At 58.6% G+C, this 24351-nt stretch carries 20 protein-coding genes; 8 read left to right on the top strand and 12 right to left on the bottom strand.

What is annotated here, in order from left to right; genetic code table 11:
* From der to H8790_RS05780, 4 genes are all read right to left on the bottom strand, one after another.
* Complete coding sequence (gene der / locus H8790_RS05795; RefSeq protein WP_187333941.1) at window positions 1-1326, bottom strand: ribosome biogenesis GTPase Der; 1326 nt, start codon at window positions 1324-1326, stop codon at window positions 1-3.
* Between the two features lie 5 nt (window positions 1327-1331).
* Complete coding sequence (locus H8790_RS05790) at window positions 1332-2648, bottom strand: DUF512 domain-containing protein (protein ID WP_187333940.1); 1317 nt, start codon at window positions 2646-2648, stop codon at window positions 1332-1334.
* 187 nt (window positions 2649-2835) lie between these two features.
* On the bottom strand, window positions 2836-3030 hold the full coding sequence (gene rpmF, locus H8790_RS05785) for a 50S ribosomal protein L32 (RefSeq protein ID WP_187333939.1): 195 nt from the start codon (window positions 3028-3030) through the stop codon (window positions 2836-2838).
* Window positions 3031-3072: 42 nt separating this feature from the next.
* The gene (locus H8790_RS05780) at window positions 3073-3576 is read right to left on the bottom strand and encodes a YceD family protein (protein WP_187333938.1); all 504 of its coding nucleotides are present in this window, start codon (window positions 3574-3576) and stop codon (window positions 3073-3075) included.
* 152 nt (window positions 3577-3728) lie between these two features.
* On the opposite strand from H8790_RS05780, the gene H8790_RS05775 reads away from it, so the two are divergent.
* The 6 genes from H8790_RS05775 (at window position 3729) to H8790_RS05750 (ending at window position 9275) form a co-directional block, all read left to right on the top strand.
* Window positions 3729-4685 (top strand): RluA family pseudouridine synthase, encoded by a 957-nt coding sequence (locus H8790_RS05775; RefSeq protein WP_187333937.1) that lies wholly within the window; start codon window positions 3729-3731, stop codon window positions 4683-4685.
* A 182-nt stretch (window positions 4686-4867) separates the two neighbouring features.
* Window positions 4868-6052, top strand: coding sequence for an ABC transporter ATP-binding protein (locus H8790_RS05770; RefSeq protein WP_187333936.1), 1185 nt, complete (start codon window positions 4868-4870; stop codon window positions 6050-6052).
* Window positions 6042-6914, top strand: a complete 873-nt coding sequence (locus H8790_RS05765; protein ID WP_187333935.1) for an ABC transporter permease — start codon at window positions 6042-6044, stop codon at window positions 6912-6914. The genes H8790_RS05770 and H8790_RS05765 overlap by 11 nt, the downstream gene beginning before the upstream one ends.
* Window positions 6911-7768, top strand: coding sequence for an ABC transporter permease (locus H8790_RS05760; protein ID WP_187333934.1), 858 nt, complete (start codon window positions 6911-6913; stop codon window positions 7766-7768). The genes H8790_RS05765 and H8790_RS05760 overlap by 4 nt, the downstream gene beginning before the upstream one ends.
* 31 nt (window positions 7769-7799) lie before the next feature.
* The gene (locus H8790_RS05755) at window positions 7800-8858 is read left to right on the top strand and encodes an ABC transporter substrate-binding protein (protein ID WP_243208596.1); all 1059 of its coding nucleotides are present in this window, start codon (window positions 7800-7802) and stop codon (window positions 8856-8858) included.
* Window positions 8859-8882: 24 nt separating this feature from the next.
* Complete coding sequence (locus H8790_RS05750; RefSeq protein ID WP_187333932.1) at window positions 8883-9275, top strand: thioesterase family protein; 393 nt, start codon at window positions 8883-8885, stop codon at window positions 9273-9275.
* 41 nt (window positions 9276-9316) lie between these two features.
* On the opposite strand, the gene H8790_RS05745 is transcribed toward H8790_RS05750, so the two are convergent.
* The 3 genes from H8790_RS05745 to H8790_RS05735 form a co-directional block, all read right to left on the bottom strand.
* Window positions 9317-11812, bottom strand: coding sequence for a M56 family metallopeptidase (locus H8790_RS05745; protein WP_187333931.1), 2496 nt, complete (start codon window positions 11810-11812; stop codon window positions 9317-9319).
* A gap of 4 nt (window positions 11813-11816) precedes the next feature.
* On the bottom strand, window positions 11817-12179 hold the full coding sequence (locus H8790_RS05740) for a BlaI/MecI/CopY family transcriptional regulator (protein WP_187333930.1): 363 nt from the start codon (window positions 12177-12179) through the stop codon (window positions 11817-11819).
* A gap of 113 nt (window positions 12180-12292) precedes the next feature.
* Window positions 12293-12805, bottom strand: coding sequence for a ferritin (locus tag H8790_RS05735; protein ID WP_187333929.1), 513 nt, complete (start codon window positions 12803-12805; stop codon window positions 12293-12295).
* A 183-nt stretch (window positions 12806-12988) separates the two neighbouring features.
* Here H8790_RS05735 and H8790_RS05730 point away from each other — a divergent pair, with 183 nt between their 5' ends.
* Together H8790_RS05730 and H8790_RS05725 are read left to right on the top strand one after the other, a co-directional pair.
* Window positions 12989-14317, top strand: a complete 1329-nt coding sequence (locus H8790_RS05730) for a sigma-54 interaction domain-containing protein (RefSeq protein WP_187333928.1) — start codon at window positions 12989-12991, stop codon at window positions 14315-14317.
* Between the two features lie 151 nt (window positions 14318-14468).
* The gene (locus tag H8790_RS05725) at window positions 14469-16097 is read left to right on the top strand and encodes an amidohydrolase (RefSeq protein ID WP_187333927.1); all 1629 of its coding nucleotides are present in this window, start codon (window positions 14469-14471) and stop codon (window positions 16095-16097) included.
* 48 nt (window positions 16098-16145) lie between these two features.
* Here H8790_RS05725 and H8790_RS05720 read toward each other — a convergent pair whose 3' ends face one another.
* From H8790_RS05720 to H8790_RS05700, 5 genes are read right to left on the bottom strand one after another with little or no spacing between them, the layout of a single operon-like run.
* The gene (locus H8790_RS05720) at window positions 16146-20120 is read right to left on the bottom strand and encodes a PolC-type DNA polymerase III (protein ID WP_187333926.1); all 3975 of its coding nucleotides are present in this window, start codon (window positions 20118-20120) and stop codon (window positions 16146-16148) included.
* Window positions 20121-20147: 27 nt separating this feature from the next.
* Window positions 20148-21185 carry a flavodoxin-dependent (E)-4-hydroxy-3-methylbut-2-enyl-diphosphate synthase gene (gene ispG / locus H8790_RS05715; protein ID WP_187333925.1) on the bottom strand — a complete coding sequence of 346 codons (1038 nt, stop codon included), beginning with the start codon at window positions 21183-21185 and terminating at the stop codon, window positions 20148-20150.
* A gap of 8 nt (window positions 21186-21193) precedes the next feature.
* Window positions 21194-22255 carry a M50 family metallopeptidase gene (locus H8790_RS05710; protein WP_187333924.1) on the bottom strand — a complete coding sequence of 354 codons (1062 nt, stop codon included), beginning with the start codon at window positions 22253-22255 and terminating at the stop codon, window positions 21194-21196.
* 9 nt (window positions 22256-22264) lie between these two features.
* The gene (locus tag H8790_RS05705) at window positions 22265-23410 is read right to left on the bottom strand and encodes a 1-deoxy-D-xylulose-5-phosphate reductoisomerase (RefSeq protein ID WP_187333923.1); all 1146 of its coding nucleotides are present in this window, start codon (window positions 23408-23410) and stop codon (window positions 22265-22267) included.
* A gap of 6 nt (window positions 23411-23416) precedes the next feature.
* The gene (locus H8790_RS05700) at window positions 23417-24343 is read right to left on the bottom strand and encodes a phosphatidate cytidylyltransferase (RefSeq protein WP_187333922.1); all 927 of its coding nucleotides are present in this window, start codon (window positions 24341-24343) and stop codon (window positions 23417-23419) included.
* Window positions 24344-24351 lie beyond the last annotated feature (8 nt).

Below are 24351 nucleotides of genomic sequence, written 5' to 3'. Positions count from 1 at the left end.
TTACTCCTCCTTGTCGCCCTTTTGCCGGATGGACAAGAGGATCGGAGTGCCCTCCAGCCCGAAGGTATTGCGGATGCAGTTTTCCAGATACCGCTGATAGGAGAAGTGGAACAGCTTCTTCTCATTGCAGAAGACCACGAAGTGAGGCGGCTTGATGCCCACCTGGGTCATATAGTAAATCTTCAGCCGGCGGCCCTTGTCCGTGGGCGGCTGCACCCGGGTCTGGGCGTCTGCAAGGACATTGTTCAGCATGCCGGTGGTGATCCGCGTGGCGGCCTGGTCGTTTACATAGTTGATGAGGTCGAACAATCGGTCCACCCGCTGGCCCGTCAGGGCGGAGATGAACACGATGGGCGCATAGGTCATATAGCTCAGGTCCCGGCGGATATCCTCGCGCATGCGGTCCATGGTCTTGTCGTCCTTTTCCACCGCGTCCCATTTGTTGACCACGATGATGCAGGCCTTGCCCGCCTCGTGGGCCAGCCCCGCCACCTTGGTGTCCTGCTCGGTGACGCCCTCGTTTGCATCAATGAGAATAAGGCAAACGTCACAGCGGTCAATGGCCATGGTGGCCCGGAGCACGCTGTAGCGCTCGATGTTCTCCTCCACCCTGGCCTTTTTCCTCATGCCGGCGGTATCAATGAAGATATATTTGCCCTTCTCGTTTTCAAAGACGGAATCGATGGCGTCCCGAGTGGTGCCGGGTACATCGCTGACGATCATGCGCTGCTGGCCCAGGATGCGGTTGGTCAGGGAGGACTTGCCCACGTTGGGCTTTCCAATGAGGGCCACGCGGATGAAATCATCCTCCGCCTCCTCCTCGTCCTCCGGCGGGAAATGGGCCACACAGGCATCCAGCAGGTCTCCCGTGCCGTGCCCGTGGACGGCGGAAACCGCTATGGGATCGCCCAGCCCCAGGTTGTAGAATTCATAGATATCCGGGTTGGTGACGCCGGTGGAATCCATTTTGTTCACCGCCAGCACCACGGGCTTGCCGCAGCGCAGCAGCATGTTGGCCACCTCATGATCCGAGGCGGTCACGCCGGTTTTGATGTCGGTCAGAAAGACGATCACCGCGGCATTGTCGATTGCGATCTGGGCCTGCTCCCTCATGAACTTCAAAATCTCATTGTCCGTTCGGGGCTCGATGCCCCCGGTGTCCACCAGGGTAAACTTCCGCCCGTTCCACTCCGACTCTCCGTAAATCCGGTCCCGGGTGACGCCGGGCGTATCCTCCACAATGGAAAGGCGCTGACCGATCAATTTATTGAACAGCATGGACTTGCCCACATTGGGCCGTCCCACAATGGCAACGATGGGTTTCATCCCTTTCACTCCCCTTCTTGAATCCTGCCGCAGAAAATGGCGTCCACCAGGCTGAAGCCGTCCTGCTCCACCACAGTGACCGGCCTATGGAGCGCGCGCTCCAGGTCCGCCACCGTCAGGTCGTCCAAAAATACATCTCCGCCGTGTCGCAGCATATTGGCCGGGATCAGAACGTGCTCCCCCAGGGAAACGCCCTTCAGCTGGGCAATGATGTCCTGGGCGGTGAGCAGCCCCGCCACGTCGATGGTGCGGCCGAAAAAGTCGTTGTAAATGCCCACGACCTCGCCCTTAAGGGACGGGCACCGGGCTTTGGCCTTTACCACAAGGCCCGCGATAAACGGCTCGGCGGACTTGCCGGTGACGCTGGTAAAGGAGGGGTAGCTCCCCTCCGGGTCCACATCCTGCAAGCCCCGCTCAAACTCCGTGAGGAAGGAGCGAAGCATCCCCACGCCGTTTTCCAGCTGGGCGTAGTCCTCATAATAGGACGCCTCCGGAAGCTCCCGCCCGGCCTTGATATAGAGCTCGTCGGCGCAGAAAAATTTCCGGGTCCCGTACCGCTTTAGGCACTGCGCACCATACTCATCCACGATGTCAATGATCTCCGAGGCCTTCCCTGCGTCCACCATGCCGATTTTGGCAAGGCCCTTGCGGTACTTGGTCAGCCCCACGGGCACCACGGAGCAGCTTGCAAAGCCGATGTCCATCAGGTCCTCTATGCTGCGCCGCAGGTGTATCCCGTCGTTCCAGCCGGGGCAGACCACGATCTGCCCGTTCATCACAATGCCAGCCTCGCCGAACGCGCGCATATAATCAAGGCTCTTGTCGGCGTGGACGTTGCCCAAAAGCCGCTTGCGCAGTTCCGGCTCCGTGGCCTGGACCGAGACGTTGATGGGGGAAATCCGCAGATCGATGATCCGCTGGGCCTCCCGCTCGCTCAGGTTCGTCAGGGTGATGTAGTTCCCCATCAGAAAACTGAGCCTTGCGTCGTCGTCTTTAAAGTATAAAGTGTCCCGCATCCCCGGGGGCATCTGATCCACAAAGCAGAACAGGCAGTGGTTGGAGCAGGGCCTGGGCTCGTCCATCAAATAGGTGTCAAAGTTCAGCCCCAGCTCCTGGCCCTCCAGTTTTTTGACCTGAAGGGTCCGCTCCGCTCCGCTGCTCTCACGCAGCACCAGATCCAGCACCGGATCGTAACAGTAAAACCGATAGTCCAGCACGTCCACAATTTCATGGCCGTTGACGGCAATCAGTTGTTCCCCCGCTGTGATCCCGGCGCGCTGCGCCGGGCTGCGGTGATCGACAGAAGTAATGATCGTGCTCATGAATGGACCTTCTCCAACTTTCTCCGGCCAAAGGGCCGGGAAACTGCGTGCCGCATCCGCTGGCGGCACAGCTTTCAAACGCTCTATTGCGTATTATATCCAATGCGGCTGAAAACCGCAACAGCACAGACACACAAAAAGATAAGGAGGGAAGAATGACTTCCCTCCTCCAAGACACATCTGATGCTTATTTCGCAACAACGGACTTGATCTCTTTGACCTGACGGCCATTGTAGGTACCGCATTCCTGACACATTCTGTGAGGCAGGTGCAGCGCACCGCATTTGGGGCACTTCACAAGACCGGGAGTCGCCAGCTTCCAGTGGGAGCTGCGCCGCTTGTCGCGTCTTGCTTTGGATACTTTTCCCTTAGGGACTGCCATTGTGACACCTCCTTGATCGGAAAGGCAGGACTGCCTTTGAACTTATTGATCGGAATTATCTAAAAGCTTTGCCAGGACGGCAAGTCGGGGATCTGTTTCCTTTTTACAGGAACAGGGGCCGAGGTTTAAATCAGCCCCACACCGCGGACATAACCCCTTGCAATCTTCCGAACACAATGTTTTCGTGTCCATTTCCAGGATAAACGCCGTCCGGGCCAAATCCTCCACGTCCACCTGGCCGTTTTCCAACAGCACAATCTCGTCGTTTTCCTCATCCTGAAGCTCCTCCGCCAGCATGCACTGGAAGCGGACGGTCTTCAGATTTTGAAACGGCTTCATGCACCGGTCGCAAACGGAGGAGAGTATGGTTTTCGCCGTCAGTTCCAGCTCCAGCACATCGGCCCGGTTGCGCACGGTACCCGTCACCTCAATGGGCTGGCGCGCCGGATAGGCTCCGCCGAACTCCACATCGGAGAGGTCCATGGAAAACCGGAACGGAAGCTCCTTCCCCGGTGCTGTAAGGATGGATTTTACATCAAGACGCATAATTCACCTCGTAATGACACGAGTAGTATTATAAGGGATTGTCTGTCACTTGTCAAATCTTTTCTTGCAAAATTTTTCAAATCAGATAAAATAGAGAATACTACTTTTTCAGCGGGAAATCAACCGCTGGTTTGATGCGGGAGGGCAATGGAATGCGGGAACTCACCATTGGGAAAAATGACGCCGGACAGCGGCTGGACCGCTTTGTCGCAAAGGCGCTGCCGCTGCTGCCCCCTGCCCTGGCGCAAAAATACATCCGCCTCAAGCGGGTCAAGGTCAACGGAAAAGGGTCCAAAAAGGATGTACGCCTGCTGGCGGGCGATGTGGTCCAGCTCTACATCAACGATGAATTTTTTGACCAGCCCACAGAGGCCAACGCCTTTCTCACGCTCTTCAAGCCCCAGTTGGACATCCTCTATGAGGACGAAAACCTGATGCTGCTGAATAAGCGCCCCGGCCTTGTGGTCCACGCGGATGAAACGGAGAAGGTCAACACCCTCATCAACCACGTCCAGGCATACCTATATCAAAAGAAGGAGTGGAACCCCAGGGGGGAAAACTCCTTTACCCCGGCGCTTTGCAACCGCATCGACCGCAACACCGGCGGCATCGTCATTGCCGCCAAAAACGCGCAGGCCCTGCGGGTCATCAACGACAAGATCCGCAACCGGGAGATCAGAAAGCTCTATCTCTGCATCACGGTGGGGCGGATGCAGCCTTCCCAGGGGAAATTGGAGTGCTTCCTGTTAAAGGACGAGGCAAAAAAGCAGGTTTTCGTCTACCACCGGCCGGTCAGCGGCGGCCGCTCAGCGGTAACGCTCTACCGCACGCTGGAGACCCGCGGGGAGCTTTCCCTGGTGGAGGCGGAGCTGCTCACCGGCCGGACCCATCAGATCCGGGCCTCCTTTGCCGACGCCGGGCACCCGCTCTTGGGGGACGGCAAGTATGGGGACGGGGCGGTCAACCGGCGGTATCACGAGACGCGCCAGGCCCTCTATTCCTACCGCCTGGCCTTTGATTTCCCCACCGACGCCGGGCCGCTCAACTACCTGCGGGGCAAAGCCTTCAGCGTATCCGACGTGGCGTTTAAAAATAAGTACTTTCCTTAAGTATTTTTCTTGACTTTTCAAGAGGTTTCCTATATAGTTGCATTCAGCGCGGCTGCATGCTGCTCTTTCGACAAATTTTCGTTGTAAGAGGGTGTGCGGCCACCATTCTATGCCGAATTTCAGGTTCCCCTGGGGCAAAGAGAAGAGGCGGATCATTTTACACAAGAAACGGGGGAGGATAAATGTCCAAAGAGTTGATTCGCCTGCAGAACTGCTGCATGGCGTTTGACGATGAGCTTGTTCTCAAAGACATGAATCTCTATATCAAAGATAAAGAATTCCTCACACTGCTTGGGCCCAGCGGGTGCGGCAAGACCACCACGCTGCGGATTATCGGCGGCTTCACGACACCTACGTCGGGAGACGTCCTCTTCGACGGTGTGAGGATTAATGATGTTCCGCCCTTTAAGCGGCAGATCAACACGGTGTTCCAGAAATACGCTCTCTTCCCCCACTTGAACGTATTTGAGAACATCGCGTTCGGCCTTCGGATGAAAAAAATCCCCGACCCGGACAATCCCAAGCGGATGGTCAAACTGGCGGAGGAGGAAATCCAGAACCGCGTGATGGAAATGCTGGAGATCATCAGCCTGAAGGGATTTGAGCACCGCAAGATCGACGCGCTCTCCGGCGGGCAGCAGCAGCGCGTGGCCATCGCACGGGCCCTGGTCAACCAGCCCAAAGTGCTTCTTCTGGACGAGCCTCTGGGCGCACTGGACCTCAAGCTGCGCAAGGATATGCAGATCGAGTTGAAGAAAATCCAGCAGCAGGTGGGCATCACCTTTGTCTATGTCACCCACGACCAGGAGGAGGCCCTCACCATGTCCGACACCATCGTGGTGATGGACAAGGGCACCATCCAGCAGATCGGCACTCCTGAGGACATCTACAACGAGCCGAAAAACGCCTTTGTGGCGGACTTCATCGGTGAGTCCAACATCATAGATGGGCTGATGGTGGAAGACGGAGTGGTGCAGATGTACGGAAAGAAGTTTTCCTGCGTGGACGGCGGCTTCGCACCCAATGAGCCGGTGGATGTGGTCATCCGGCCCGAGGACATTGATATCGTCCCTGTGTCCCAGGGCCAGCTCACCGGCACGGTGACCAGTGTCACCTTCAAGGGCATGCAGTACGACATCATCGTGGACTTCCGGGGCTTTAAGTGGCTCATTCAGACCACCGACCACTCCCCTGTCGGGGCAAAGATCGGCGTCAAAATCGACCCGGACGGCTTCCACATTATGAAAAAAAGCGATTACTCCGGTAAATTCGGCGACTACAGCTCCTACAGTGAAGAGTATGACGAGCTTTCCGACGCCACCGAGGACGAGGAGGAGCCGCCGGAGGGTGAAAGCGATGAAGAATAAGTGGCTCTCCCTCCCCTACGTGGTCTGGATGGCCATCTTTGTGGTGGCCCCGCTGATCCTGGTGGTGGTCTACGCCTTCCAGTCCGACTCCGGGTTCACCCTTGACAATTTTAAAACTCTGGGGGAATATGCCAGCGTGTTCGGCCGCTCCTTCCTTCTGGCCGCCATTGCCACGGTGCTGTGCATCCTGATCGGCTACCCCATGGCCTACTTCCTGGCCCGGGAGGGCCCGGGCATGCGGCGCATCGCCACGATGCTCATCATGCTGCCCATGTGGATGAACTTCCTTCTGCGCACCTACTCCTGGATGTCCCTCCTGGAGAATACGGGCCTCATCAACACCTTTTTCAAAAACATCGGCCTCATCGACCTCTACAACAACATTGCCATCCATTTTGCGGCCGACCCCAGCAAATATGTGCCCATCTCCTTCTTCCCCTTGATCAACACGGAGGGTGCCATCGTATTGGGCATGGTCTACAACTTCCTGCCCTTTATGATCCTGCCGATCTTTACGGTCATTGAAAAGATCGACCCCAAGCTCATTGAGGCCGCCCAGGACCTGGGCGCCAGCACGTCCCTGGTGTTCAAAAAGGTCATCTTCCCCCTGTCCCTTCCCGGCGTGCTCTCCGGGATCACCATGGTATTTGTCCCGGCCGTGTCCACCTTCGCCATCTCACGCCTCTTGGGCGGCAGCATGGTGACGCTGCTTGGCGACCTCATTGAGGCCCAGTTCTTGGGCGGCGCCTACAACCCCTATCTGGGCTCCGCCATCTCCCTGGTGATGATGGTCATCGTCCTGATCTGCATGGCTGTGATGAACCGCTTCGGCGAGGGTGAGGAGGAGGCGATGCTGCTGTGAAAAAGAACAACCTCCTCAACCGCTTTTTCCTGGCGCTGGTCTTTCTTTTCCTGTATGCGCCCATCTTCGTGCTGATTGTTTTCTCCTTCAACTCCACAAAGAGCCGCACGGTCTGGGGCGGATTTTCCCTTCAGTGGTATGTGAAGCTGTTCCAGGACGACGCCATATTGCAGGCGCTTCAGACCACGCTGCTGGTCTCCGTATTGGCGGCGCTGATCTCCATGGTGGTGGGGACGGCTGCGTCCATCGGCTTTGCCTCGTTGAAGCGGCGCTGGCGGAACGTCTGCATGTCCGTCAACAACGTGCCGCTGACCAACGCGGATATCGTCACCGGCGTCTCCCTCTCACTGCTGTTTGTCCTGGCCATCGACACCTTCAACGCCACGCTGGGCCAAGCCGCCGGCATCACCTGGACCAAGGGGTTCGGCACCATGCTGATTGCCCATGTGACCTTTGACATCCCCTATGTGATATTGTCCGTCATGCCCCGGCTGCGTCAGCTGGACCCCCATATCTATGAGGCTGCCCAGGATTTAGGCGCCACAGGCTTTACGGCGTTCCGGAAGGTGATTCTGCCGGATCTGATGCCCGGCATCATCAACGGCACCATCATCGCCTTCACCATGTCCATCGACGATTTCGTGATCTCTTACTTTACGGCCGGCTCCAAGGTCTCCACCCTGGCAATGGAAATTTACGCCATGGCCAGGCGCCAGATCACGCCGGAGATCAACGCCATCTCCACGCTGCTGTTCGTGTCCGTCCTGATGCTGCTGGCCATCGTCAATCTGCGCCAGGCCAGCCAGGACCGGCAGGCCATGAAACAAAAAGCGGCTCTGATACCGCAAAAATAAATGGAAAAGGAGACTACCTGAATTGAAAAAAATGCTTTCTCTTGCCCTGGCGCTGCTGATGGTTTCCACCCTGCTGGCCGGCTGCGGCTCCAGCAATACGCCCAACGGTGAGGTAAACGTCCTCAATTGGGGAGAATACATCTCCGACGGGGAAGACGACACCATGGACGTCATCAAAGAGTTTGAAGAGCAGACCGGGATCAAGGTCAACTACAAGGTCTGCTCCGACAACGAGACCCTGTACTCCAACCTGAAGCAGGGGGACTCCTATGATGTCATCATCCCCTCCGACTATATGATCTCCCGGCTGATCGAGGAGGGCATGCTGCAGAAACTGAACTTTGACAACATCCCCAACTTTTCCGATGTGATGGACAACTTTGTCAATCCAGAGTATGACCCCACCAATGAGTATTCTGTCCCCTATATGTGGGGCACGGTGGGCATCATCTACAACACTTCCATGATCTCCGACTCCATCACCAGCTGGAGCGCCCTGTTCGACACCAAGTATGCCGGACAGGTGCTGATGATCAATAACTCCCGGGATGCCATCGGCGTTGCCCTGAAGTATCTGGGCTATTCCTACAACACCACCGACACGGCCGAGCTGCAGGAGGCCATTGACCTTCTGGCCCAGCAGAAGGCGGACGGGATCGTCCAGGCCAAGGTGATGGATGAAATTTTCGGCAAGATGGAAAATGGGGAGGCCGCCATCGGGGTCTACTATGCCGGCGACTTCCTGACCATGCAGGAGGTCAACCCGGATCTGGCCTTTGTCGTCCCCTCCGAGGGGTCCAATCTGTTCACCGACGCCATGTGCATCCCCACCAGTGCCGCCAACAAGGAAAACGCCGAGAAGTTCATCAACTTCATGTGCTCCACCGACGTGGGGCTGGCCAACTGCGAGGCCATCGGCTACTCCACCCCCCTCCAGTCCGTGTACGACGCGTTGGATGAAGAGACCCGCAGCAACCCGGTGGCCTATCCCCCCGACGAGGTGTTGGCCACCTGTGAGGCTTTCACCAACCTGCCCCAGGACATTTTGAAAGAGTTCTATACGGACAAGTGGCTGAAGTTGGGTTCCTGATTTTCGGTTGAGCGAGGTGCAATTGTGATTAAAATCGGTTCTAAGTTTTCGGTGGAAGCAACCGTGTCGGATCAAATGTCCGCAGCCGTCGCAGGCTCCGGGGCTTTGCCCGTGTTTGGCACCCCCTTCATGCTGGCCATGATGGAAAGCGCCGCCATGCAGTGCCTCCAGCCGTTTTTGGAGGAGGGCCAGGGCTCTGTGGGCACCCATCTGAATGTCTCCCATGAGTCGCCGACCCCGATTGGGATGAAGGTGCGGGCGGAGGCGGAGATCATCGCGGCAGATACCAAAATGGTGGAGTTCAAGGTAACGGCTTACGATGAAGTGGGCCTGATCGGCCAGGGCACCCATCAGCGCGCCGTCATTGCCAGCGACCGCTTCCTCACCAAGTGCAACGCTAAGCTTGAGAAAAGATAAAAGAGAACCCCGCACACGTCATTGGTGTGCGGGGTTCTCTTTTACGATGCCTTTGAAAGCGTCCGGACCATCTCCTCTCGGAACCAGGTCCCCGACGGATCCTTTCGGAAGGTATAGAGGTATTCCGTGCCCTCCTCCTGCCTTACGCCGTATAGGATGTCTGAATCCTTGCTCATGAAATAAAACAGGCTTGTTTCCTCCAAGAATCGCACCAGCGCATCGTCCAGGTCCTGGCCCTCCAAAATATCGGGAAGCGACCCGTCAATGGCGTAGAGCACCTGGGGGTCCAAGCCGAAATGGGTCAGGATGGCCTGCCCTGCCGCCAGGCGGTCCAGCGCGTCCAGCTGCTCCTGAGACCAGTCTTCAGACTGGGCGTCCACCCAGAAGGCATCTGCATAGAAGGTGATCTTTCCGTCGCTGTGCTCCCGGCAGATGCGGTCAAACGCCGCCTGGAAACGCTGATCCCGGTCCTTGGCGGTCAGCTGCTCGTTGCTCTGCTCCAAAAGCCACGATTTTATTTCCTCCGCTACCGCCAGAACGCGGTCGTCCCGCTCCCCCACCGTGACCTTGGAGGGATCGGGGATATGCCGGTAAAAATAGAAGGCGGCTGAGGCGCTGAAGGTGGTGATCTCCCGGTCATAATAGGGCTGAGATTCCGTCCGGATGGGCCACCAGTCCACGTCATACCGGGCATCCACCGTTTCCCCCGAAAACGCGGTTTCATTCTGCGCCTGATTCTCTGCCCAGGAATTTTCCAGGGTGTGGGAGAGGAAACTCCGCTCCTCGTCCGTCAGCGTCACCTGGACGTCATCCCAAAGGAAATCGCCGCGCACCCGCTCCGAAGCGCTCTGGAACCCACTGTCGTCAGCCGCCCGGAACAGGCGGTTGGAAAAATCCTTCAGGCTCTCATTCCGCCAGCCATCGCCCATCAGCGCCAGCAGGCGGTCGTAGTCCGCCCGGGAGCCGGGCGTGCCCCGGGCCTCCTGCATCTCCCGCTCCTCCAGGCGACGGACCCGTTCCATTTCCGCTGCATCGGCCCCGTCCGTATAACTGTATCCATACCGGGTGTCCAAATCCAGGGCCGGCGTCTCCCAGCGCTCCTCCAGCCGCTCCAGCTCCTCTCCCAACTCAGGGAGAAGCTGCTCAGACCGTTTCAGCTCCTCGGGGCTCTTGCTCTCCAGGAACGCCCACGCTCCTTCGATCATACCGCGGAACGCGGCGTCCCGTTCTCCCACCGTGATGCCCTCCGGGTCCAGCAGCTCATAGTCCACGCTGAGCCCTAACTCCAACGTGTACTGCTTTTCACCAACCCCATAATTGCGGTATCCGTTTCCGTCCACGCTCCACTCCTGCCAGCCGTCCATGACGCTCAGACGCAGGGTGTTCAGCAAAAACCAGGAGTCCGGGTCCATCAGGGCGGAACGGTTGATGGCGTTGTCTCTTAATATGGTGTCAATCAGGAGGAGGAACTCGTCCTCGCCGATGGTCTTTCCCACCTTCTCCTGGACTTGCCGCCGGTATTCCCCCACGCTCAGCTCCTCGTACCCCTGGAAGCGGAACTGCATCAACGGGCCGTAGTGCTTTTCAGCATAGGATTTGCTGGCAGAGGTGGCAAAACAGGCGGTTACGGTGCCCACCAGCGCCACTGACGCCAGTACAGCAGCCATCGATGCCCTGCGGTACTTCATAATGGAGCGGATGCGGGTTTCCAACGCGGTTTTGCTGAAATGATTGCAAAGAGGTTCCAAGCCTCCCCGCGCTTCCTCCAGTCCCAACAAGGCAAGGGCGTAGCCGGAGCGCGACTGAACGCCGCAGGATTGGATCACGGCCTCATCACAGCTCAGTTCCAAATCCCGGCCGGCCATCACATACAGAAGCCACACCGCCGGGTTGAACCAGTGGATGCAGAGCACAGCGCAAAGCGCCCACTTGTACACTACGTCCAGGCGGCGGATGTGGGTCCATTCGTGGGCCAGCACATAGGGCAGGGCCGATGGTTCCAGCGTTGCGGGCAATAGGATCACCGGCCGCAGCAAGCCGTAAGTAAGCGGGGCGGCCACCCGGTCCGACCGGCGCAGCTCCACCCTGCGCCGAAGGGGATGCTCCGCCAGCCATTGCCGGGCCGCCTCATCCGCGGCGGGCAGGGACTGGGCATAGGTCCTGCGGCAGCGCAGGTGGCACCACAGGAAATATCCGCCTAAAATAAGGGCGCCCAAGAGCCAGAGAACCGTGGACACTCCGCTTTCCAGCGGCGCCGGGACACCGGCCGCCACACTGCCTGCCGCCGCCTCCTGTGCTCCGGCTGGAAGGATCGTCTGCGGCAGGTTTGACAGCGCGGGGTGGGGCGCCGAAAGCGCCGAGGCGTTGTATATGCTGGAGGGCGCGGGCAGTGATACAGGAATCAGCAGCCGCGCAAGCGCCACCGCCCAGAGCACGCAGAACATCCTCCGGGGAAGCCGCTTTCCCAAAAGGCCACGGATCGCCGCAATCACCAGGATCAGGACGGTGCCGGAAATCGTCAGCTCCAATACACCCATGTCCTCACTCCTCCCACTGCTCCACCAATTCCTTGAGCCGGGCAATTTCCGCGGCCGAGAGCCGCTTCCCGTCCAGCAGCGAGGCCACCAGCCGGTCCGCGCTGCCGCCGTAAAGGCGGTCGATCAGCTGATCCGTCTCCGCTGTGCGGACTTCCTCCCGGCTCACCAGCGGGCGGCAGCGAAAGCCTGACTCCTCCCGTGACGCCGCACCCTTGTCCACACACTTTTTGATCACCGTATAGGCGGTGGTCTTGCTCCAGCCCACCGTCCTGCCCAACTCAGCCGCTAAGTCCTTGGCCGTGGCCTCCCCGTCCCGCCACAGAAGCTCCATGACCTTCAGCTCTGATTCGAACAGCTTTCCTTCCATATCTGCACGCTCCATTCTACTGTAATAGAATCCGTTGCAAGTATTCTATCGTAGTAGAACGTATTTGTCAAGAAGAAAGAGAGCGCTTTTGCGCTCTCTTTTCAACCTTCTGCTTACAGCACCAGGGACGGGGCCGCGTACACTCTGGCGGCCAGCTCGCTGTTGAGCATGTAGAGGCTCTTGGGGTCGGAGCCGAAGAGCTCCATTTTGGAGATCAGGTCGTTGGCGTTGGTCTCCTCCTCGCCCTGCTCCTTGACAAACCAGTCCAAAAACTGCATGGTGCGGAAATCCTTCACCTCATAGGCCACGGCATAGATGCCGTTGATGAGGCTGGTGACGTAGACCTCATGCTCCAGCGCGGCCTTCAGCGGAGCCATATCGTCGCTGAACACCTTGTCCGGCTTTTCAATGGCCTCCAGTGTCACAAGCTCGTTGTTGTTCTGGAGATACTGGTAGAAGAGCATAGCGTGATCCCGCTCCTCCTGGGCCTGCACCTTGTACCAGTTGGCAAAGCCGTCCAGGCCGCGGCGCTCATAGTAATTGGAGAAATCCAGGTACAGATAGGCGGAGTAAAACTCCTTGTTCACCTGCTGATTGAGCAGCTTGGATACAGTTTCATTCATCATGTTGACAGTCTCCTTTTCAATTGTGTGACTGAGTATAGTTTACCTGAAAAAAAGGATATCCGCTATTGCAAATACCACACCCATCCGGTTCAGAGAATTTTTTCACCGTCTTGCTTTCCGCTCTGTTCTTCGCTACAATAATTGGGAATCCCCACAGTATAAGCGGAAGTTAGGAGTAATCCCATGCTGATCAATTACATGCAGCAGGCCGTGGGCCTATACGCAAATGCAGACGCCCTGATCTTTTGTGACAAGGACGGATATGTGGAGTACGGGAAGTGGTCCAACAACCGCTATTACCAGTGCTCCGAGGTGGTGGGAAAGCACATATTGGAGCTTTACCCCACGCTGACGGAGGAGACCAGCACCATCATGCGGTGCCTGCACAGCAAATCCGCCCGGATCGACGACATCCAGCATCTGACCAATTTCAAAGGGGATCAGGTGGATATCGTCAGCACCACCCTTCCCATCGTGGTGGACGGCAAGGTGATCGGCGCGCTCTGCGCCTCCTCCTATTACGGGGACGGCGCCAAGCGGGAAAAAAGCGCTGGAAAGGATGGCGGATTGTACCAGCTCTCCGACATCATTACGGAAAATGAGCAGATGAAAGAGCTCAAGGTCCAGATCGCCGGCATTTCCCAGACCAGGTCTCCGGTCCTGATCTACGGCGAGACCGGCACGGGAAAGGAACTGGTGGCCGAGTCGATCCACACCTGCGGCAGCCGCCGGGACCGGCCCTTCATCGCCCAAAACTGTGCCGCCATCCCGAATACGCTTTTGGAGAGCCTCTTTTTTGGCACGGAAAAGGGCAGTTTTACCGGTGCGGAGCGGAAGAAGGGCCTCTTTGAGATGGCGGAGGGCGGAACGCTCTTTTTGGACGAGATCAACTCTATGGACTCCTCCATCCAGTCCAAACTGCTCAAGGCGCTGGAGGAGCATACCTTCCGCAGGGTCGGCGGAACCCGGGACATCGCCGTGGACACCAGGGTGATCTGCGCCATGAACGAGTCCCCCCAGGAGGTCCTGCGCAGCGGAAAGCTCCGCCGTGACCTCTTCTATCGGATCAGCGTGGTCCCCATCGCCCTCATTCCCCTGCGCCGGCGCAGAGAGGATATCCTGCCTCTGTCCGCCCACTTCATCGACCATTTCAACGAGGAACTGGGCCGCTCCATACAGGGGCTCAGCGACCTGGCAGTTCACGCGTTCCTCAGCCACTCCTGGCCCGGCAATGTCCGTGAGCTGCGCAACGTCATTGAGCACGCCTTCAATGTGGAATGCAGCGGCCAGATCACCATCAAAAGCCTTCCAGAGTATTTTTTCGACTCCCCGGCGGAGGAGGAGAGCTGCCTATGCGACGGCGCACCGCTGGCGGAGGCTGTCGGTGCCTATGAAAAGCTGTTGATCCAGCAGGCCCTCCGCTCGACGGGCAGCATTACCGCCGCCGCCCGGCTGCTGAAGACCTCCCGCCAAACCCTGCGGTACAAAATGGAGAAATACCAGATCGGGTAGCGCAAAAAATTTTGCACTGGTCAGGCAAAATTTTTGCCTTTCTGCCCGCCTGCCCCATGAATCCCTTGATGCTGCAGGCCAACGGTTTGGCACGAAATTTGCTAATATACTGTTGGCCGGACACCCGGCATGACAAAGGAGGTATTGGAAAATGGATTTGATCCTGAAAAATGGGCGCGTCTACACCATGGACGGCAAAACTGCCCAAGCGGTGGCGGTCCAGGGCGACACCATCGTAAAGGTGGGCACAAATGAAGAGGTGGAGACTCTTGCTGACGGCTCCACCCAAGTGATGGACCTTGGCGGCCGGGCGGTTGTCCCCGGCTTCATCGACACCCACACCCATCTGGTGGCCTACGGCTGCTCCATCAACGCGGTGAATTTGGAGGGAGTGGGCTCCAAGGAGGAGATCGTCTCCCGCTGCGCCGATTTCATTGCGCGGCATAACATTCCGGAGGGAACCTGGGTCATGGGACGGGGCTGGAACCAAAACCTGTTCAGCGGCGAGAAGACCTTTCCGGACAAAAATGACCTGGACCGGGTCTCCCGCACCCACCCCATCCTCATCATCCGCACCTGCGGCCACATCGGCATTGCCAATACGGCGGCGCTGGAGAGCGTCGGCGTCAGCAGGGATACCTACATTGAAGGCGGCCAGTTTGACCTGGGCACCGACGGATTGCCCAACGGCGTGATCCGCGAGGCATCCCTGGAGTGGTTTAAAAAGAATAAGACCGCCAAGCAGAATCTGAGCGAGATCAAGCGGGCCATTGTGGACGGCGGCAGCGACCTTCTGCGCTACGGCGTCACCTCCATCCACACCGAAGACTCCTACGACTTGGGCTATGGCGGGGACTTCATCGACATCTACAACGCCTACCAGGAGCTGATCGCCGAAGGCCGCCTCCCGGTCCGTATCTATCAGAAAATTTCCCTGCCCAAGGCCGGAGACATCGCGGACTTCCTCACCCGATACCCGGAGCTGCGGACCGGGTACGGAAACGATTTTTACCGCATCGGCCCCATGAAGCAGTGGTCGGATGGCACCCTTGGCGCCAGGACGGCAGGGATGCTCGAGCCCTACAGTGACGATCCCGGCAATACGGGGCTCTATTACTATACCCCTGAGGAGCTGTACCAAAATATCCTCACCGCCCACAACGCCGGAATGCAGGTGTGTATCCACGCCATCGGCGACGGCGCCCTGGAGATGCTGCTGGACGCTTACGAGCGGGTTTTGAAGGAATCTCCCAAGGAAAACCACCGTCACCGGATCGTGCACTGCTTTGTGGGCCATCCGGATCAGTATGAGCGCATTGCAAAGATGGGCCTGATCATCAACACCCAGCCCATCTCCACCTCCACCGACATCCCCATGATGGCGAGCCGCGTGGGCGCGGAGCGGGAAAAGAGCTGTCACGCCTGGCGGACGCTGACCGACCTTGGGGTGGTGATCACCGGCTCCTCCGACATCCCGGTGGAAACCCCCAATGTCTTCAAGGGCGTCTACGCCATCGTCACCCGCCGCAACGTGGACCACAATCCGCCGGAGCCCTGGAACGCCGACCAGGCGGTCACGGTGGAGGAGGCACTGAGGTTCTTCACCATCAATGGCGCCTACTCCGCCTTTGAAGATCAGCGCAAGGGCACCATCACCGAGGGCAAGCTGGCGGACATGGCGGTTTTGGACAAAGACCCCTTTGCCGTGGACCCCGAGGCGCTGCAGGACATTCTGGTGGATCACACCATCCTGGGCGGCAAGGTCGTCTACTCCCGGTAATCCGTTGTCAAAAAAGGAAGCCGCTTTTGATAAGCGGCTTCCTTTTCATTAAAAGAGGGTAATCTGGCTGGTTTCTGCCATGCCCGCAAACGCACCCAGTCCCCTCAGCTGTTCGATGTGGGTCTTGGACAGCTTGTTGCAGCACATGGAGAACTCCTCAATGGAGATGAAGTGCTTTCCCTTCCGTTTCTCCACGGTATCCAGCGCCGCGGCCTCGCCCAGGCCGTGGACGGAGGTGAAGGGCGGCAGCAGCCCGTTTTCCACCACCTTGAACTTGGTGGCGTCGGATTCATAGATGTTGATGGTGTCAAAGTGGAAGCCCCGGAGATAAAACTCATAGCACACCTCCAGGGTGGTCAGCAGGTCCTGCTCCACCGCCGTGGCGTCCTTGTTGTTTTCGATCTCCCGGATCTTTTTCTTCACCGCGTCCAGCCCGGCGCAGCAATACTCCGCGTCAAAGGCCTTGGCACGGACCGAGAAAAAGGTGGCATAGAAGGCCAGCGGCTCATGGACTTTGTACCACGCGATGCGGAAGGCCATCATTACGTAAGCCACTGCGTGGGCCTTGGGAAAGAGGTAGCCGATCTTGGCAAGGGAGTCGATGTACCACGCCGGTACGCCGTGGGACTCCATAGCCTCCACCCAGCCGTCCTCAAAGCCGTTCTTCTTCACCTTCCCCTTACGGACGGACTCCATGATCTTAAAGGACATCTTGGCCTCCAGGCCCTTGGAGATCAGGTAAAGCATGATGTCGTCGCGGCAGCCCACCGTCTCCAGAACGGAGGCCGTTCCGCTGACGATCAGCTCCCGGGCGTTGCCCAGCCACACGTCGGTGCCGTGGGAGAAGCCGGACAGCCGCACCAGGGTGTTGAAGTCCTTGGGCTGGGTGTCCACCAGCATCTGACGGGTGAAGCGGGTGTTGAACTCCGGAATGGCCACTGCGCCGGTGGGGCCCAGGATTTCGTCGTCTTCATACCCCAGTACCTTGCTTGAGGTGAAGATGGACATGGTGTCCGGGTCGTCCAACGGGATGCCGTGGGGGTCCACACCGGTCAGGTCCTGCATCATGCGCACCATGGTGGGATCATCGTGCCCCAGCATGTCTAACTTCAGGAGGTTATCCTCCATGCAGTGATATTCAAAATGGGTGGTGACCGTGTCGCTGTTGGGGTCGTCCGCCGGGTGCTGGACCGGGCAGAAATCCTCAATGTCCATGTCGTCGGGCACCACCACCAGCCCGCCGGGATGCTGCCCGGTGGTGCGGCGGGTGCCCACGCAGCCTAAGGTCAGGCGGTTTTCCTCCGCCCTGCCGGCGCTCATGCCGTTTTCCTCCAGGTATTTCTTTACAAAGCCGTAGGCAGTCTTCTCCGCCAAGGTGCCGATGGTTCCGGCCCGGAACACCTGGGTCTCGCCGAACATCTCAATGGCGTGGCGGTGGGCCTTGGCCTGGTACTCGCCGGAGAAATTCAGGTCGATATCAGGTACCTTGCCGCCGCCAAAGCCCAAAAAGGTTTCAAAGGGGATGTCAAAGCCGTCCTTCACGTACTGCTCACCGCAGACCGGGCACATTTTATCCGGCATATCTGCGCCGCAGCCGTAAGAGCCGTCCTGGATGAACTCAGAGTGCCTGCATTTGGGGCAGCGATAGTGGGGCGGAAGGGAGTTGACCTCCGTAATGCCGGACATATAGGCCACCAGGGACGATCCCACGCTGCCCCGCGAGCCCACCAGATAGCCGTTTTCCAAGGACCGCTGGACCAGCTTCTGGGCGGACATGTAAACCACGTCATACTTGCCCAAGATGCCGCCCAACTCCACGTTCAGGCGGTCCACAATCAGCTGGGGCGGGTTCTCGCCATAGAGGGCGTGCACCTTCTCCCAGACCAGGCGGTTCAAATCCTCCTCGGAGTTTTCCAGCCGGGGCGGGAACAGCTGCCCCTTGGGCAGCAGCTCAATGACCTCCACCTGATCGGCAATGGCCTGGGGGTTTTTCACCACCACCTCCAGAGCCTTCTCCTCTCCCAGATAGGAAAACTCCCTCAGCATCTCGTCCGTTGTCTTGAAGTAGATGGGCAGGGGTTCGTTGGCATCCGGAAACTTCTTGGACGCCAGTAAAATGTGGCGGTAGACCTCGTCCTCCGGCTCCTGGAAGTGGACGTCGCCGGTGGCACAGACGGGCTTGCCCAACTCCTCGCCAAGGCGGCAGATGGTGCGGTTGAACTCCCGCAGCTCCTCCTCCGTCCGCACGGTCCCGTTGCGCAGCATGAACTGGTTGTTGCAAAGGGGCTGTATTTCCAGGTAGTCGTAGAAGGAGGCGATCCGCTTGAGCTCGTCCCAGTCCTTGTGGTCCACCACGGCCCGGAACAGCTCCCCCGCCTCGCAGGCGGAGCCGATGATCAGTCCCTCCCGGTGGGCGATCAGCTCACTCTTGGGAATGGTGGGCACACGCTTGAAGTATTTGAGGTTGGAGGCGGAGATCAGCTGATAGAGGTTCTTGAGTCCCGCCTTGTTCTTGGCCAGCAATATGATGTGCTTGGGCTGGCGGTTGACCTTCTTCCCCAAGGGCCGCAGCCTGGCCATCTCGCTGTTTACCTCCTGGATGTCGCTGAGGCCCTTCCCTTTCAGCATCTCAAAGAAGGGGATAAGCATGTAGGCCACCGTCGCCGCGTCGTCGCTGGCCCGGTGGTGGTTGAAGGCCGGAAGCTTCAGCGCCTCGGCCACGATGTCCAACTTGTATTTCCCCAGCTCCGGCAGCAGGTTCTGCGCCAGGATCAGAGAGTCCACATAGGTGGGCTGGAACGGGAGCCCCACCCTCCGGCAGCCCTCCCGGATAAAGCTGATGTCAAATTCCGCGTTATGGGCCGCCAAGGGCCGCCCATCCACAAAGTTCAAAAATGCGCTCAGCGCCTCTTTGAGCTGCGGGGCATCCCTGAGCATGTCGTCGGTGATGCCGGTCAGCCCCACGATCTCAGGTGTCAGGCGGCGGTTGGGGTTGACAAAGGTCTGGAACCGCTCGCAGACCTCACCGTTGCGCAGTACCACGGCGCCGATCTCCGTAATGGCCTCCTGCATCACCTTCAGCCCCGTGGTCTCGATGTCAAAGCAGACGAACTCCCCGTCAAAGGCGCAGCGCTGCGTCCCGTGGATGGCGATGCGGTCGTCCAGGTTGTTGATAAAATACCCTTCCACGCCGTAGATGACCTTGATCTTGTCCCCGGCCGCCTTAGCGGCGTCCGGAAAGGACTGCGCCACGCCGTGGTCGGTGATGGCAATGGCCGGATGGCCCCAGCGGATGGCCTCCTTCACCACTTCCTTGGTGTCAGTGAGCGCGTCCATATTGGACATCTTGGTATGTAAATGAAGCTCCACCCGCTTATCCGGCGCTGTGTCCTGCCGCTGGGCATGCTCCACCACATTGATGCAGTAGGGGTTGAGCTGCACGTCCCGGCCGTCGTAGGTCAGCTCCATTTTTCCCTGCACCCTCAGCCACATCCCGGGCGAAATGGCATCCTTGAGCTGCTCCACTTCCTGATCCCGCAGCATCTTCCGGACGGTGACGGAATTCTGGAAATCGGTCATGTCAAAGCTCAGGCTCCAGACGCCGGGGCGGCGGGTCTCATGGCAGTCGGCGAAAAACACCTTCCCCTCCACGGTGACGGTGCCCATCTTCGGATTCAGCCCCTCCATGGGGACAGGGCTTCCCTTGATGACGCTGCCCAGGAGAATCTGGGAGGGCGCTTTTCCACCCTTGGCGCCGGATTTGGCGTTTGACTTGGGGGCGGGGCGCTGGCAGGAGGCGTCGATCTTCACCTCGCTGAAGCCGTAGACTCTGGCGATCATCTCCTGAAGGTCGGATATCTCTTTCCCACACAGCTCCACCTCCGTCACCAGCTGGAGGGTGATGCTCCGCAGGGACTGGTCTATGACCGCGCCGCTCAGATAGGAGCCGTAGAGCTTCAGGTGAAGCTCCCGGGGCGGCGTCAGGTCGGCAAACATATCAAAAAATGGGATCTTTTGAGCCATTGATCTTCCTCTTTTGCATTGATGTCGTTACAGCAGTTCAATCTCTTTCATCAGGGCATCCACAAGCTGCTCCTGCGGTACCTTGTAAAGGATTTTTCCTTTTCGGAAAAGAAGCCCCTCCCCATTGCCTCCGGCAATGCCGATGTCCGCGGCCGAGGCCTCCCCGGGCCCGTTGACCGCACAGCCCATCACCGCCACGGTGATGTTTTTCGGACAGTTTTTAAGCCTCCGTTCCACCTCTTCCGCAATCGGGATCAGGTCGATCCGGGTGCGGCCACAGGTGGGGCAGGCGATCAGGTTGACGCCGGAGGTCCGCAGCCCGGCGGCCCTGAGTATCTTTTGGGCCGCATAGACTTCCTCCACAGGGTCCGCTGTCAGCGTCACCCGGATGGTGTCCCCGATGCCGAGGCACAGCAGCCCGCCGATGCCGATGGCAGATTTCACCATTCCCATGGAAGGCGTGCCCGCCTCCGTGACTCCAAGGTGCAGCGGGTAGTCCGTCCGCTCGCTGAGCAGCCGGTAGGCGGCCATCGTCAGGGGCACGTCGGAGCATTTTACACTGATGCAGATGTCGTCAAAGTCAAATTGGTTGAGCAGCGCCACATGCCCCATGGCGCTTTCCACCAGCGCCTCGGCGGTGACGCCGTTGTATTTTTGGCGCAGCTCCTTTTCAAGAGAGCCTCCGTTGACTCCGATGCGGATGGGAATCCCCTTTTGGCGGCAGAGCTCCGCCACCGCCCGCACCTTCTCCCCGCCGCCGATGTTGCCCGGGTTGATGCGGATGGCGTCGATGCCCCGCTGGGCGCACTCCAGGGCATAGCGGTAGTTAAAGTGGATGTCGGCCACCAGCGGAATGGAGATTTGCTCCTTGATCCGGTCCACCGACCGGGCCGCTGCCTCGTCGGGAATGGCCACGCGGATGATCTCGCACCCAGCCTCTTCCAAGCGATGGATCTGGGCCACCGTGGCCGCCACATCGCGGGTATCTGTATTGCACATGGACTGGATGGACACCGGGGCGCCGCCGCCCACCAGCACATTGCCCACTCGAAGCTGTTTTGTCATACGTCACCTCATTGGAACAGTTTTACGACATCGTTGAATGTCACAAACAGCATCAGCACCATCAGCAGGGCGAACCCGGCCGCATGGATATAGTTTTCATATTTGGCCGGAATCTGCCTGTGCAGAAGATGCTGCGACAGGGTGTTGACCACCAGGAAGAAGATTTTTCCTCCGTCCAAAGCCGGCAGGGGCAGCAGGTTCATCACCGCTAAGTTGACAGCAATCAGCGCCGCAAAATAGAGAATGTTGTCCAGCGCGTCCCGCCAGGAGGAAGCGTCCTCCCCCACCTGGGTGATGGTGCTGACGATTCCCACAGGGCCGCTGAGGTCCTTTACGGAAGCCCCTCCGGTGACAAGCTCCACCAGGCTGTAGCGGACAATGCGCACAAAATCCACCGCATTGAGCCAGCTGTATTTCAGCTTGGCAAGCGGCGTACCCTCCTCCAGCACGCCGAAGTAGAGCCCATATCCCTGATAGGTCTCCCCCTCGGTTCCGGTGTACTCCTGATAGGGCAGGGTAAGCGTAAGGTTTATCTTCTCCCCGTCCCGGAGAATCCGCAGTTCATAGGTGTTGTCGTCACCACGGCCCAGGAACAGAGGGATGTCGGAATAGACATAGATCCGCTCTCCGTCGATGGACAGAATCCGGTCGCCCTCCTGAAGCCCCGTCTCCCCTTCCGCGGTAAATTCGGGGGCAAAGCCGCTGACCACCGGCAGCCGGAAGGCGCCTGCGGAGGAGTAGAGGATCATGATGATCAAAAAGCCTGCTATGAAGTTCATGATGGCGCCGGCGGCAAATATCAGAACCTTTTTCCAAAATCCCTGGTTGTTCAGCGCATGGGGGTCTTCGGAGTCCTCCTCTTCCCCCTCCATGGCGCAGTAGCCGCCAATGGGCAATATGCGAAGGGAGTACTCCGTCTCCCCTTTTTTCTTATGGAAAATCGCGGGGCCCATGCCGATGGAAAACTCATTGACCCGCACGCCGCAGGCCTTTGCCGAAAGGAAATGGCCCAGCTCATGGACCGCAATCAGAATGCCGAAGATGAGAATTGCCGCTAAGATATAAACCATTCTATTACCTCATTGTCTGCCAAGTACAGCTGCCCGTGCGCACCTGTCTGCTTCCAGTATATCCTCCAGGGAGGCATTCCATTTCACCAAAACGCTTCTCCGGGCGGATTCCACCAGTTCGGGAATTTCCGTGAAGCCGATTTCCCCCTTTAGGAAAAGCCCCACCGCCTCCTCATTGGCTCCGTTGAGCACCGCGCAGGCAGTGCCTCCCTCCTGTGCCGCCTCCATGGCCAGGCGCAGGCAGGGAAAGGACTCCAAATCCGGCGGTGCAAAGGTCAGCGGCGGACAGGAGAGCAGATCCAGAGGCGGTTCTGGGTTTTCACCGCGGCAGGGATAGGTCAGTGCATATCGGATGGGCAAACGCATATCCGGCGTCCCCAACTGGGCCAGCACCGCACCGTCCCGGTACTCCACCAGGGAGTGGACAATGCTTTGGCGGTGAATCACCACGTCCACCTGGGAAAGGGGCAGGCGGTAAAGCCGCATTGCCTCGATGACTTCCAACCCTTTGTTCATCAGCGTTGCACAGTCCACTGTGATTTTAGGGCCCATCTTCCAGTTCGGATGCCGTAAAGCATCTTCCCTTGTCATTTCCTTTAATTCTTCTGAATTTTTCCCATAAAAGGGACCGCCTGAACAGGTCAGGATCAGACGGCGGAGCTCCCGGCGGTCCCGGCAGCCCTGAAGACACTGAAAGATGGCCGAGTGCTCGCTGTCCACGGGAACTACCTCTGCCCCATGGCGGTACGCGGCGTCCATGACCAGCTCCCCGGCGCACACCAGTGTCTCCTTGTTGGCAAATGCGATCCGCTTTCCCTGCTCAATGGCGGCCAGCGTGGGGCGAAGGCCCACCATGCCCACCACGGCTGTCACCACCGTGTCCGCCTCTTTGATCGACGCGGCCTCTATGAGCCCCTCCATTCCGGAGAGGACCTTTACCTCCAAGTCCTTCACCCGGCTGCGGAACTGCTCCGCCGAGGCTTCCTCATAAACCACAGCAAGACGCGGCCGGAACTGCCGCGTCTGCTGCTCCAACAGAGCAATATTCCGATTCGTGGCCAGGGCAGCCACTGGAAGGCCCAGCTGTCCGGCCACATCCAGGGTCTGGCGGCCGATGGAGCCGGTGGAGCCCAGCACAGAAATTACTTTGCTCATCTTACCTCACCAACTCATCTTCCAGCTCAAAAGGGCCCAGACAAAAGGCGCCACAAACGTCACGCTGTCAAACCGGTCTAAAATTCCACCGTGGCCGGGCAGCAGATTGCCGTAGTCCTTTACGCCGAATTCCCGCTTGATGACTGAAAAGCTCAGATCACCGATCTGGCTGATCACACTGCCCACCAAGCCCAGCACGATCACCCACGTCCAACTGAGTCCCAGGCCCGCCTGAGCCGCCACGGAAGGCTCGCTGGTTAAGGTAAACTGCATCGTGTCGGTAATCAGCTTGAAGAGCGTCATGCCGATCACACCGCCCAAAAGGCCTCCGACGCCGCCCTCCACCGTTTTTTTGGGGCTCACATGGGGCGCTAACTTGTGTTTTCCAAACAGCATTCCTGCGAATAGCGCGAAGGTGTCGCTGCCGAAGGAGATGCACAGCGGCACAAAGACCCACGCCTGCCCCTGTTCCATCAACCGCAGCCGCAGCAGGCAGGAGAGCATCGTGGGAAACACCATGCCCGCGAAGATGGCCGCCGCCACCTCGCCGAAGGAGACCTGCTTCTCCTTCCCATAGTAGAAGATGGCGTTGAAGAACAGCACTGTGATGAACATCAAGGCAAGCAGGGCCACGATGCTGTCTCCCCGCTGCAAAATATCCTGGAACCACTCAGGCTGATCCCCCCAAAACCGGATGAGGGAATCACGTTCAAAGGGCCAGGCGGAAAAGAGCAGCGCCGCCCAGAGGACCGCCCAAACCACGGGATCCCTGGTTGACTTTCCCCTCTCCCCCAACACCGCGTGCATCAGCTCATAGGCTCCAATGACGCACATGGCCGAGACCAGCACCAAGGTGGCCCAGGAGGGCGCCCACGCCAGTATCAGAAGCAAAAAGGGAATGCCCACCACGGCCACCAAAATCCTTGCTTTCATACAAACTC

Source organism: Oscillibacter hominis, assembly GCF_014334055.1.
In the GTDB taxonomy this organism is placed as follows: domain Bacteria; phylum Bacillota; class Clostridia; order Oscillospirales; family Oscillospiraceae; genus Oscillibacter; species Oscillibacter hominis.
The sequence above is the reverse complement of the archived record's forward strand: the minus strand, read 5'-3'. Positions and strand labels throughout refer to the sequence as shown.